Genomic DNA, 12,082 nt, shown 5'->3' on the forward strand with positions numbered 1-12,082 from the left:
TTATTTTCAGCACAATATGTAAACAAATAGTTTACACATTCTCCTAATAAGAGATTTATCCTTCCAATACTATACATCGGAATCCTGTGTCTCTTCTGCCGGACTGTTGCCGGCCGGCCACGAGCGGCTGATGCCGTTACGCTTGAGCAGAGCATACAGCCGCTGCCGCGAAAGCCCCGACAGCCGGCCCGCCTGTGTGATGCTGCCGCCGGATTCGGTCAGCAGGCGCAGCAGATACTGCCGCTCCATCTCGGCCATCACCCGTTCGCGGTATGCTTTCCATGTGGGTAATGCCGCTTCGCCGCCGGCAGAAACCGCCATGGACACAGCGGCGGGCACAACTGCCGCCCCGCCGGTGCCGTTGCGCTGCATTCTGTGCCGCATGGCCACCGCCCGCACATTGCGGGGCAGATGCTCCGGCTGGACAAGTTCGTCACTGCGGGCTGCCACCACGGCCTGTTCCACCACATGCACCAGTTCGCGCACGTTGCCGGGCCACGGATAGTCTTCCAGAAAAGCAGCCGCCTCGCGGGTCAGTTCCTTGTGCCCCAGCTTGTAGCGCAGACACAGTTTTTCCACATGGTATAGCGCCAGCTCGTAAATATCACGTCCCCTGTCGCGCAGGGGCGGCAGGTGCAGCAGCACCGCCTGCAGCCGGAAAAGCAGATCGGCACGGAATTCGCCCCGCTCCGCCAGAGCAGGAAGATCTTTGTTGGTTGCCGCCACCAGCCGGAAGTCGCTGTACAGTTCTTTTTTACCTCCCACCCTGCGGAAGGTTCTTTCCTGAAGTACGCGCAGAAAAGCCTTCTGCTGCGACAGCGGCAGCTCACCTACTTCGTCAAGAAACAACGTGCCGCCATGCGCCTGTGCAAACACGCCGTCGCGCTCTGCCACGGCACCGGTAAACGCCCCTTTTTCGTGCCCGAACAATTCGCTTTCAATCAGATTTTTCGGGATAGACGCACAGTCCACGGCCACAAAGGGTCCGGCTGTCCGGCGGCTGTTGCGGTGCAGAGCGCGGGCAAACAGCTCCTTGCCTGTTCCTGTTTCTCCGGTCACAAGCACGGGAGTGTCGGACGGGGCAAACTCTGCCATAAGATCAATGCACGCCTGCATGCGCGGGCTGCTGCCCACAATACCCTGTCTGTCCGCAGCGGGTCTGATGAAAGCCGCTTTGCGCTTGCGGTAACGCAGCGCCCGCGTAAGTGTAAGCTGCAGCTCGTCCAGCGGCGAAGGCTTGCTCAGGTAATCCCACGCCCCGCTGCCGATAGCCATTTCGGCACCATGCGGGTCGCCCGCGGCTGTTATAATGATTATTTCCGGCTCTGAGGGACAGGCGCTGAATGCGGGTATAAGCTCCAGCCCGTTACCGTCAGGAAGACGGATATCAAGAAAAATCACATCAAAACCGGCAGATCGGCACAGGGCCTGTCCGTCGGCGGCCGTTCCCGCACTGCGCACTTCATGGCCGCTCAGCTCCAGCGCAGCCGCGACCATTTCGCAAAACAGGTCATCATCATCTATTATCAGCACACGGGCCATGTCCCCTCCTCAAAAAAAAAGACCACGTACCGCCGGCGGGCCAGCCTCAACCCTCGCACGCAGCAGGCAGACGGAACGAAACCCGGCATCCGGCCAGCGGCTGTGCAGAAATCTCCAGTCCGCCGCCGTGCGCACGCAGAACTCCCCACGCCAGTGAAAGCCCCCAGCCCTGTCCTCCGGCGGAAGTCTGCCCCGCTGTATTTTCCCAGCCGGAAAAGAACGGCTCCACGGCCTCGCGGCATGTCTGCATATCCATGCCGCATCCGGTATCGGTCACATCCATAAACACATACGCCCTGCCGTCGTACCCCTGCCCTGCACGGCATTCCACGCGCAGGGTTCCGCCGGTGCCGCGCATGGCCATAAGCGCATTGTCCCATACGGCGGCAAAAGCTTTTTCAAGCCAGCGCGCATCAGCCGTAATGGCGGGCAGCGCCTGCAACGTGCCGGTGCACAGCTGCACCGAGTCCGGCAGAGCGGCCCGTCTCGTGTCTGTCCACTGCTGCAGCAGTGCGCAGGCGCTATGCCGCGTAAGATTCAGCGGGATGCGTCCCGCCACGGCGCGGGCTTTTTCCAGCACGGCACCGGCTCGTCCGCAGCCTTTAAGCACATTGGCCAGACTGCGGTGCAGCAATTCACTGCTGCCGCCGTGTCCTGCCTGTCCGGCTGCCAGTTCCGCAAAGCCCATGACAGAGGCAAGAGCGTTGTTGAAATCGTGCGCCAGCCCGCGGGCTGTCCTGCCCGCACAGTCCATGCACGCCTCTGCGGCATCAGGCAGCAACTGTATGAGATGCCACGCCGCCCTGCCCTCTTTGCAGGCGCACGCAGTGAAAGGCACAATCTCCACATGCAGCAGCCCGTAAAAATCCAGCCACACCTTACCGTTCCAGACCGCTGTCAGGGGCATCTGCGGGGCCGGGGTCAGGTGCGCCAAAACAGCTGCTGCGGGGCGTCCCGTCAGCGCAGCATCGGGCATCACACCGGCACCGTGCATCAGCGAGGCAAAACCGGCAGAAACAACCACAAACACCCCGTCACTATCTGTCACGGCATACAGCGGGCCGGCATTGCAGCGCCGCGGCTGCCGGTGATGCAAAAGCTCTGTCATACCTTTCCCCTGTTTCCGGCAGGAACAGACACCCGCCGGCGGACTCAGCCCACAAGCCTTTTAAGCCCCTCGTGGATGACGGCTGCCTTGGCTTTGCCGATACCCGGAAGAGCAGCCAGCCCCTTTTCCCCTGCGTCCACCATTTCCTGCAGGCTGGAAAAATGTTCCCACAGCAGACGGGCCGTTGCCGGACCGATGCCCTGCATGCGCTGCAGCTCGCCGGAAAGCGCAGCCCCGCTCCGCGCGCGGCGGTGACGCCCGATGGCATAGTCATGCACGGTATCACGCACATGCTGCAAAAAAAGCAGTTCCGGCGATCCGGATTTGAAATTCACCGGATTGGAGCGGCCGGGCAGAAAGATTCTGTCGGCCAGATTTCCTGCACGCCGGTCTGCCCTGCCGGTTTCTTCATTACGGGCTTTGGCTATGGAAGCCACGGCAAACAGACCGCCCGCACCGGCCGATTCCAGTGCGGTCATTACTGCCGCAAGCTGCCCGCGCCCGCCGTCCACCAGCAGCAGGTCGGGCCACGGCGGTCCGGAATGCACCCGCCGCACAGCCCACAACGCCAGCACACCCGTATCGTCCCCTCCGGCCTCATCATCCGCAAACGCATAGGTACGGTACTGGTCCCTGGCCGGAGTGCCGTTTTCAAACACCACAACGCCCACACGGGTGTTGCTTCCGCCGGTATGCGAAACATCCACGGCCTCAATGCGCACCGGCGGTGCGCTCATGCCAAGCTTTGCCGCAATGACACCCGCCACGTCGGGACGCTTTTCGGCACGGGCATCTTCCCGGGCATTTTCGGTGGCCATGGTCACCAGCTGGTTGTCCGTGGCATTCCGCGGCGGCAGCACCCGCACAGGCCCGCCGCGCAGTTCGGTCAGCATCTCCGCCACGGCCCGCAGGGCCGAACCGGAAGCGCTCTCTTCCGCACACAACGGCGGCACCGCCGCCGGCAAGGACTGTTCCGGGGCGGAGTCCCCCCGTACAACGGGAGCATCGGCTGTACCGGCAGGGCCCGCATCGTGTCCCGACGGCATGACGTCACCCGCCGACACCGCGAATACCGGCGCGGCGGGCAGGGGGGCAGCTTCCGGACAATCCGGCAGCAAAGGCGTATCGGGCAGCAGACCGGCATCGGTGCATACCGCGGCAGGCGCCAGCTCCGCCCCTTCACGGTCTTCTGTGCGGATATCCCACGGCACAAGAATGCGGGGAGGAATAAAGCTGCCCGGCCCGTAGTACTGGGTCAGAAAACTCAGCAGAACTTCGGGGCCTTCTTCCAGCGTGAGTCCCGACCAGAAAAAATTACGCTTATCCAGCAATACCGACCGCCGGATAAACAGCACGCTCAAGGCCAGCCCCCCTCCGGCCTCCGCCAGCCCCACGGCATCCATATCGTGCACGCCCGGCAGCACAGCGGCCTGACGCTCCACTGTCCGCTCCACAGCCTGTAACTGATCACGCAACCGGGCGGCCTCTTCAAATTCCAGCGCATCGCTGGCTGCCTGCATGTCGGCACGCAACATGTCGATCAGTTCCGTGGAACGGCCTGCGAGCAGCATCTCCACCTTGCGGACCATCTGCATATATCCGTCGCGGTCCACATCCAGCACGCAGGGGCCGGGGCACTGGTTCATAAAATGATACAGGCAGGGGCGCACCCGGTTACGAAAAGCCTTATCCGAGCATCTGCGCAGCGGAAACACCTTGTGTATTACCTTCCATGTCTGCCGCGCGGCCTGACCGGAGGTGAACGGCCCGAAATAGGCGGAGCCGTCTTTACGGACTTTGCGCGTAAGCACCAGTCTGGGCCAGTGGTGCTTTCTGGTCAGTTGAAAAAGCACATACTGTTTGTCGTCACGCAGCAGGATGTTGTAACGCGGGCGGTGCTTTTTGATCAGGCTTGCTTCAAGCAGCAGAGCCTCTTTTTCCGTGGTGGTAGACAGCGTTTCCACCGTGGCGGCACTGCGCAGCATGGCACGGGTTTTAGGCGTATGCCGCTGTATATCGCGAAAATACGATGCCACGCGACGGCGCAGGTGTTTAGCCTTGCCCACGTAGACAACTTTCCCAGCGGGGTCTTTATATAGATATACTCCCGGTGTGGTGGGAATACATGAGATGTCGATCTGATCCATGCGGTGGTTATCGCCTTAATAACCGCTGAATGCAACGTCATGGGCAAAGAGCGGCGTACCTTCATCACCCGTGCCGCAGGCGGCGCTGCGCATACCAGGGCTCCGGCCCTGCTGGCTGATGGCGTCTGCGCAGTGACAACCGGACCGGACACAAAGGCCGGAAAAGCCGTAGCCGCACACGTTTCGGGCGGCGGCGCCGCGGAATCTAGTACCTGCGGCGCGGCATGCCCTCCTTTTCCATGGCGCACAAAGCGCCTGACGCCCCCGTTTTTCCGTCGCGTTTGACAGAGAAGCGGGCTTCGTCGGTACAAAATTTTATACCCGCAACCCATTATACAAACATTTGTGTATGTATATTTTTCAGCAGGATAGCCATCGCACCCCGCATAACGGCAAAAAAATAATATTTACTCATGTACGAGGGGCGACCATCCCGACATCCCGCATAATTTTACTCAACGCACTGTTTTAAATAATTTAAAATGAAAAACAGCAATCGAGCGGCACCAGTAAGAGTTCTTGCAACCCTGATGCGCGGTAAAAAATTTTATACTTTTCTGCTCTCAGCCTATTGCACGTGCCGGACGACTGCGCTAAACCTGCATGTATCGATTCAATTAAGGTCATCCGCATCAGGAACGACGTTTTTCGCAAAAGAAGGAAGGAAGAAAGAAATGAAACGTATTGCTACTCTGCTTCTCGCAGCAGCTTTCGTGTTCGGCACCGTTGCCGCCGGCTCTGCTGCCGAGTTCAAAACCACCGGTCAGTTCGACTTCGGTTTCCAGTGGACCGACAACACCGGTTTCCAGGACGCTAAAAAGTCCGGCAACTCCGAAGACGACTTCGACGTTCGCCAGCGCGTACGCGTTCAGACTGTGATCACCGCATCTGAAAACGTATCCGGTACCCTGTTCTTCGAAATCGGTGAAACCGTTTGGGGCCAGGCTGGCGGCGCTGCTGGCGGCCCTGCCAACATCGGTCAGGGCGCAGGCGGCGCACTGGGCACCGACGGCGTGAACGTTGAAACCCGTCGTGCTTACATCGACTTCACCGTGCCCAATACCGAACTGAAGGTTCGTATGGGTCTGCAGGGTCTGGCACTGCCTTCCGCTGTTGCCGGCAACCCCGTGATGGACGACGACGTGGCAGCCATCGTGGCTTCCTACGCCTTCAACGACATGTTCAGCCTGACCGGCTTCTGGGCACGTCCTGCTGACACCAACGGCGGCGACGACACCGGCACCGGCACCAACCTCAACGACGAGTTCGACATGGCCGGCCTGGTGCTGGGCGTGAAGGGCGACGGCTACACCTTCAATCCTTACTTCTCCTACGCCTGGATCGGTAAGGACGTTGATGCCACTGCCGACGACCTGACCGCCTGGTGGGCCGGTGCTGCTTTCGAACTGACCATGTTCGACCCCATCGTGTTCTCCGCTGATGCTATCTACGGCGACACCGACGGTGGCGACGTTGAAGCTAACGACGCTACCGGCTGGTTCCTGACCGGTAAGCTGAGCTACAAGATGGATATGTTCACCCCCGGCGTTATCGCTTGGTACGCCACCGGTGAAGACGACGACGCAACCGACGGTTCCGAGCGTCTGCCCGTTATCTCCCCCGCAGGCTTTGCTCCCACCAGCTTCGGCTTTGACGGCGCTGCCGGCATCCTTGACGGTGCTATCCTTTCCGCTACCGGTACCGGCACCTGGGGTGTTGCTCTGGTTGCTGAAGACATCCAGTTCATCGAAAACGTTTCCCACGTTGTTCGCGTTGCCTACATCAAGGGCACCAACGACGAAAAGAGCGGCGTAGCTTTCGGCAACCTGACCGAAGAAGACAGCGCTTGGGAAGTTAACTTCGACACCAACTACCAGATTTACGAAAACCTTTCCGCAGCCATCGAACTCGGCTGGGTGAAGCTGGACCTCGACGAAAGCGTCTGGGGTGCCGCCGACGACACCGACGATGCATGGAAGGCTGGCGTAAACCTGACCTACAGCTTCTAAGCTGTTCTGTTCCTGATGCTTTTGACGCCGGAGGCCGCAAGGCCTCCGGCTTTTTTGCGTTCTGCCGCGTTGTTGGCACAACCGCCGGACGCAGTCTGCCTGCGCCGTGTACCGGCCTGTGCCCGCTTACGCCCCTCCTCCTACGCTCCGGCCTGCCATTTCAAGGCCCCACAGCCACGGTACAATTTTTTTGCTTTTTTTTTATTTTTCCCCTTGCCACGACGTCACAGGGCGAGTACAAATATTTCAACTCATACATACAAGGATGTATGAATATTGTTTTCACACCAAAACAAGGAAGGTTCTCCAATGAAACGCATCACCAGTCTGCTGCTTGCAGCAGCATTCGTGATGGCATCGGTGGTCGGCGCAGCCGCAGCCGATATCAAAACCACCGGTCAGTTCGACTTCGCTTTTCAGTGGACTGACAACACCAACTTTTATGACGCTGACAAGAGCAAAAGCTCCGACGACGACTTCGACGCCCGTCAGCGTGTACGTGTTCAGACGGTAATCACCGCATCTGAAAACGTATCCGGCACCCTGTTCTTCGAAATCGGTGAAACCGTTTGGGGTCAGGAAGGCGACAACAACAACATCGGTCAGGGCGCAGGCGGCGCACTGGGCACCGATGGCGTGAACGTTGAAACCCGTCGTGCCTACATCGACTTCACCGTGCCCAACACTGCTCTTCAGATCCGTATGGGTCTGCAGGGTCTGGCTCTGCCCGCAGCAGTTGCAGGCAACCCCGTGATGGACGATGACGTGGCAGCCATTGTGGCTTCCTACGCCTTCAACGACATGTACAGCCTGACCGGTTTCTGGGCACGTCCTCTCGACGTGGACAGCGGCGACGACACCAACAAGAACAGCATGGATGAATACGACCTTGCCGGTCTTATCTTCAGCGCAAAGGGTGACGGCTTCTCCGTTACTCCTTACTTCGTGTACGGCATGATCGGCAAAGACGCTGGCGTTGAAATCAACGACGTAGCCATCAACGGCGACGACGCCACCGCATGGTGGGGCGGCGCTGCTTTTGAACTGACCATGTTCGACCCCATCGTGTTCTCCGCTGACGCCATCTACGGCGCTGTGGACAGCGACACCGACGCACAGGAAGCAGCCGGCTGGTTCCTGACCGGTAAACTGGCATACAAGATGGACATGTTCACCCCCACCCTGACCGCATGGTACGGCACCGGTGACGACGACGACCGCGGCGACGGCACCGAACGTCTGCCCGTTATCTCCCCCGCAGGCTTTGCTCCCACCAGCTTCGGCTTTGACGGCGCTGCCGGCATCCTGCGCGACGAACTGATCTCCATCACCGGCGCAGGCACCTGGGGTGTTGTGCTGGCAGCCGAAGACATCAAGTTCATCGAAGACGTTACCCACACCATCCGTGTTGCCTACTACGAAGGTACCAACGATGAGAAGGCCGGCATCTACGGCGCTTCCTTCAACGGCAACCTGAGCGAAGAAGACAGCGCATGGGAAGTTAACGTGGACACCAAGTACCAGATCTACGAAAACCTGACCGCCGCCGTTGAACTGGGCTGGATCAAGCTCGACCTCGACGACAGCGTTTGGACCAACGACGACACCGACGACGCTTGGAAGGCCGGCGTAAACCTGACCTACTCCTTCTAAGAGTCACCGCGCATACGCGACGGCGTGTCACTCGCCATTCCGGCCGGAAAGCTTACGGGCTTTCCGGCCTTTTCACGTTTCCGGCTTGCGGCAAAGATACAGACAGCAGCCCCTCACAGGCCATGCCGCCGTCTTGATCAACGGCTGAAGGCTGCAGAAAAAACATAAGGCATATTCTTTACGCCCTGCCGGTATCGCCGGTGTCCGTGCCGCCGGCATACGCCTTCCGCTGTCTCGACTTTTTGTGCCGCCTGCTGTAAGGAACAGGCTCACCGCGCCACATCCGGCGCGGCGAAGAAAACAAGAGGAACCGCCATGCCCTGTCGTACACTTACCTATTCGTCAGAAGCAGACTGGCAAGGCATCCGTGACATGCTCTGCGGTCGGGAAAATCCCGAAAATTCCGTTGAGCCTGTCGTACGTGAAATAATGGATGCCATCCGGTCAGACGGGGACGCGGCCCTTGCGGGGTACACAAGACGGTTCGACTGTCCCGACTTCGATCCTTCCTCCCTGCGTGTCGCGCCCGATGCCATCGAAAAGGCCGCCCGTGAAATCCCCCGGCATGATCTGCAGATCATTACCGAAGCAGCAGACAATATCCGGCGTTTTCACTCTGCACAAAAAGAGGAAGCGTGGTTCATCACCCGCCCTGACGGTACCGTGCTGGGGCAGATGACCCGTCCCGTGGACAGTGCCGGTCTGTATGTTCCCGGCGGACAGGGCGGTAACACGCCCCTCATATCCAGCCTGCTTATGAACGCCGTCCCGGCGCAGGTTGCAGGGGTTCCCCGCATTGCGGTCACCACACCGCCGCGCAAAGACGGCACCCTCAACCCTTATATTCTTGCCGCCGCGCATGTTCTGGGGCTGGACGAAATATACTGTGCCGGCTCGGCATGGGCCGTGGCCGCTCTGGCATACGGCACACAGACCATAGCCCCCGTGGATTTCATTGCCGGTCCGGGCAACATCTTTGTCACCACCGCCAAACGCATGCTTATCGGCACGGTGGGCATAGACATGATAGCCGGTCCCAGCGAAATACTGATCATTGCAGACTCTCAGGCCGATGCCGCACACGTTGCCGCCGATATGCTTTCGCAGGCGGAGCATGACCCGCTGGCTTCCGCCATACTGGTCACCCCCAGTCCTCAGCTGGCTGCCGCAGTGCACACCGAACTGGAAAAACAAGTTACCGGTCTTGACCGGGCAGACATAGCACGCGCCTCGCTCCGCGACTGGAGCGCCATAGTGGTGACCCCCGACCTGAACTCGGCGGTAGAGCTTTCCAACAAGGTAGCTCCCGAGCATCTGGAACTGCTGGTACAGGATACGTGGGGACTTCTGGGCAGCATCCGCAATGCCGGTGCCATCTTCATGGGACCGCATTCGCCGGAACCGGTGGGCGACTACTTCGCAGGTCCCAACCACGTACTGCCCACCATGGGCACTGCCCGCTTTTCTTCGGCGTTGTCGGTGCAGTCTTTCTGTAAAAAATCAAGTATCATTGCCGCGTCACAGACTTTTACGCAGACAAACGCGGCTAAAATAGCGCGGCTGGCCCGGCTGGAAGGGCTGGAAGCCCACGCCCGCTCGGTTGAATCGCGTCTTTCATAACCCCGTGCAAGGAAAAACCATGCAGATTGTTACCAAGACTGACATTGCAGAATACAAACTGCTTTCCCGCGGCAAAGTTCGTGACATTTACGAGGTGGACGCAGAGACGCTGCTCATTGTGACCACCGACCGCATGTCCGCTTTTGATGTTATCATGGGTGAACCTATTCCCTACAAAGGGGTCATTCTGAACAGCATCACCCTGTTCTGGATGGAGCGCTTTGCCGATCTGGTGCCCAACCATCTGATAGCTTCCGACGTAAAAGATTTTCCGCAGGCGCTGCACAAGTACGCGGATATGCTGGAAGGCCGCGCCGTGCTGGTGCGCAAGGCCGCTCCGCTGCCGGTCGAATGTATTGTCCGCGGGCATATTACCGGCTCCGGCTGGAAGGATTATCAGAAAACAGGTATGGTCTGCGGCCACAGCCTGCCCGCCGGTCTGGTAGAGTCGGCCAAGCTGGAAACCCCGCTGTTCACGCCGTCCACCAAGGCGGAACTGGGTGAACACGACGAAAACATATCAGTGCAGCGGGCGCGCGAACTGGTGGGCGACGACGTAGCCGCCCAGATAGAACGCCTGTCCATTGAGATATTCTCAAAAGGCCGCGAATACGCCGAAAGCCGCGGCATCATCATTGCCGACACCAAGTTTGAATTCGGCATTATTGACGGCGCCGTCATTCTGATTGACGAGGTTCTGACTCCTGACTCTTCACGTTTCTGGCCGGTACAGGGGTACCAGCCCGGCAAAAGCCAGCCAAGCTTTGACAAACAGTACCTGCGCGACTGGCTTTCGGCACAGGACTGGGATAAAACCCCGCCCGCACCGGCTCTGCCACAGGATGTCATAACCGAAACCCGCAACAAGTACGCGGAAGCGTACTCCATCCTGACCGGAAAAACTCTGAACCTGTAGCAGACGGCATACAGGCATTCAGGAGAGACTATGCTGCTGAAAGATAAAAAAATTCTTATTCTTGGCGTGGCCAATAACAAAAGCATCGCCTACGGCATTGCACAGGAATTCAAGGCTCAGGGTGCACGGCTGGCCTTCAGCTACCCCGGCGAAGCCATCCAGAAACGTGTGGACCCCATAAGCGAAGAGCTGGGCGGCGAATTCACCTTCCGGCTGGATGTCACCGACGATGCGCAGGTGGCCGCGGCAGTGCGCACAGTGGAAGAACAATGGGGCAGCGTGGACGTGGTGGTTCATTCCATCGCTTTTGCCCAGCGCGAAGACCTGCACGGCAGATTCATCGATACCAGCCGCGAAGGTTTCAAGCTGGCCATGGATATTTCCGCCTATTCTCTGGTCTGTGTGTGCAAGGCGTTTGAACCGCTGATGACAGAAGGCGGTTCCGTGCTTACCATGACATACTACGGCTCGCAGAAAGTCATAACCAACTACAACGTAATGGGCGTGGCCAAGGCCGCTCTAGAAGCCTCCGTCAGATATCTGGCTGCAGATATGGGCGAACGGGGCATAAGAGTGAACGCAGTGAGCGCAGGTCCCATCAAAACGCTGGCAGCCAGCGGCATTTCCGGCTTTAAAACCATCCTCAACCACATTGAGGAACACGCACCGCTGCGCCGCAATGTAACCACGCAGGACGTAGGCCGCACAGCCGTGTTTCTGGCATCGGACCTTTCCGGCGCCGTCACCGGCGAAGTGCTGTTTGTGGACGCGGGCTACAACGTGATGGGCATTTAGACGCCGCACGCCCGTCGGGAGGTCTGTATGTGGGCTTGGCTCATCCCCCTGGCAATCGTCGTGCTGTGGCTGTATTTCGCTCCGCGGATACTGCCCATGGACAAGCTGCCCAAAAGCTGCTGAGTGCCGTCATTCCGGAGCCGTGAGCCCCGCAATGACAAGGCGCCGAAAGACACGGAAAAGTGACATGAAAGGGAGTGCTCCGGTACTCCCTTTTATGTGGCACGCCCGTGCTGCCATGTTCCGACATGTTCCGGCACGGACGACACAAGCCCGTGCCGCCGTGCCGCCG

At 59.3% G+C, this 12,082-nt stretch carries 8 protein-coding genes; 5 read left to right on the forward strand and 3 right to left on the reverse strand.

The window, feature by feature from the left end; genetic code table 11:
• Positions 1–69 precede the first annotated feature (69 nt).
• Genes H586_RS0105245 through uvrC form a run of 3 tightly spaced genes read right to left on the reverse strand, consistent with a single transcriptional unit; the run spans position 70 to position 4,797 of the window.
• Complete coding sequence (locus H586_RS0105245; RefSeq protein WP_011367054.1) at positions 70–1,542, reverse strand: sigma-54-dependent transcriptional regulator; 1,473 nt, start codon at positions 1,540–1,542, stop codon at positions 70–72.
• A 46-nt stretch (positions 1,543–1,588) separates the two neighbouring features.
• Positions 1,589–2,650: an ATP-binding protein gene (locus tag H586_RS0105250; protein ID WP_027181516.1), complete on the reverse strand. Its 1,062-nt coding sequence runs from the start codon at positions 2,648–2,650 to the stop codon at positions 1,589–1,591.
• Between the two features lie 44 nt (positions 2,651–2,694).
• Positions 2,695–4,797 carry an excinuclease ABC subunit UvrC gene (gene uvrC / locus H586_RS0105255; protein ID WP_027181517.1) on the reverse strand — a complete coding sequence of 701 codons (2,103 nt, stop codon included), beginning with the start codon at positions 4,795–4,797 and terminating at the stop codon, positions 2,695–2,697.
• A 674-nt stretch (positions 4,798–5,471) separates the two neighbouring features.
• On the opposite strand from uvrC, the gene H586_RS0105265 reads away from it, so the two are divergent.
• The 5 genes from H586_RS0105265 (at position 5,472) to H586_RS0105290 (ending at position 11,790) form a co-directional block, all read left to right on the forward strand.
• Positions 5,472–6,806, forward strand: a complete 1,335-nt coding sequence (locus tag H586_RS0105265) for an outer membrane homotrimeric porin (protein ID WP_027181519.1) — start codon at positions 5,472–5,474, stop codon at positions 6,804–6,806.
• A gap of 309 nt (positions 6,807–7,115) precedes the next feature.
• On the forward strand, positions 7,116–8,459 hold the full coding sequence (locus H586_RS0105270; RefSeq protein WP_011367050.1) for an outer membrane homotrimeric porin: 1,344 nt from the start codon (positions 7,116–7,118) through the stop codon (positions 8,457–8,459).
• 315 nt (positions 8,460–8,774) lie between these two features.
• Positions 8,775–10,079, forward strand: coding sequence for a histidinol dehydrogenase (hisD, locus tag H586_RS0105280; RefSeq protein WP_027181520.1), 1,305 nt, complete (start codon positions 8,775–8,777; stop codon positions 10,077–10,079).
• Between the two features lie 19 nt (positions 10,080–10,098).
• Complete coding sequence (locus tag H586_RS0105285) at positions 10,099–10,995, forward strand: phosphoribosylaminoimidazolesuccinocarboxamide synthase (protein ID WP_011367048.1); 897 nt, start codon at positions 10,099–10,101, stop codon at positions 10,993–10,995.
• 30 nt (positions 10,996–11,025) lie between these two features.
• Positions 11,026–11,790, forward strand: a complete 765-nt coding sequence (locus tag H586_RS0105290) for an enoyl-ACP reductase FabI (RefSeq protein ID WP_011367047.1) — start codon at positions 11,026–11,028, stop codon at positions 11,788–11,790.
• The last annotated feature ends 292 nt before the right edge of the window (positions 11,791–12,082 follow it).

This window comes from Oleidesulfovibrio alaskensis DSM 16109 (genome assembly GCF_000482745.1).
GTDB lineage: Bacteria > Desulfobacterota > Desulfovibrionia > Desulfovibrionales > Desulfovibrionaceae > Oleidesulfovibrio > Oleidesulfovibrio alaskensis.

Coding starts and splice junctions, on each gene's coding strand:
- H586_RS0105245 (WP_011367054.1), bottom strand. CDS start 1,542: ATGGCCCGTGTGCTGATAATAGATGATGATGACCTGTTTTGCGAAATG.
- H586_RS0105250 (WP_027181516.1), bottom strand. CDS start 2,650: ATGACAGAGCTTTTGCATCACCGGCAGCCGCGGCGCTGCAATGCCGGC.
- H586_RS0105265 (WP_027181519.1), top strand. CDS start 5,472: ATGAAACGTATTGCTACTCTGCTTCTCGCAGCAGCTTTCGTGTTCGGC.
- hisD (WP_027181520.1), top strand. CDS start 8,775: ATGCCCTGTCGTACACTTACCTATTCGTCAGAAGCAGACTGGCAAGGC.
- H586_RS0105285 (WP_011367048.1), top strand. CDS start 10,099: ATGCAGATTGTTACCAAGACTGACATTGCAGAATACAAACTGCTTTCC.
- uvrC (WP_027181517.1), bottom strand. CDS start 4,797: ATGGATCAGATCGACATCTCATGTATTCCCACCACACCGGGAGTATAT.
- H586_RS0105290 (WP_011367047.1), top strand. CDS start 11,026: ATGCTGCTGAAAGATAAAAAAATTCTTATTCTTGGCGTGGCCAATAAC.
- H586_RS0105270 (WP_011367050.1), top strand. CDS start 7,116: ATGAAACGCATCACCAGTCTGCTGCTTGCAGCAGCATTCGTGATGGCA.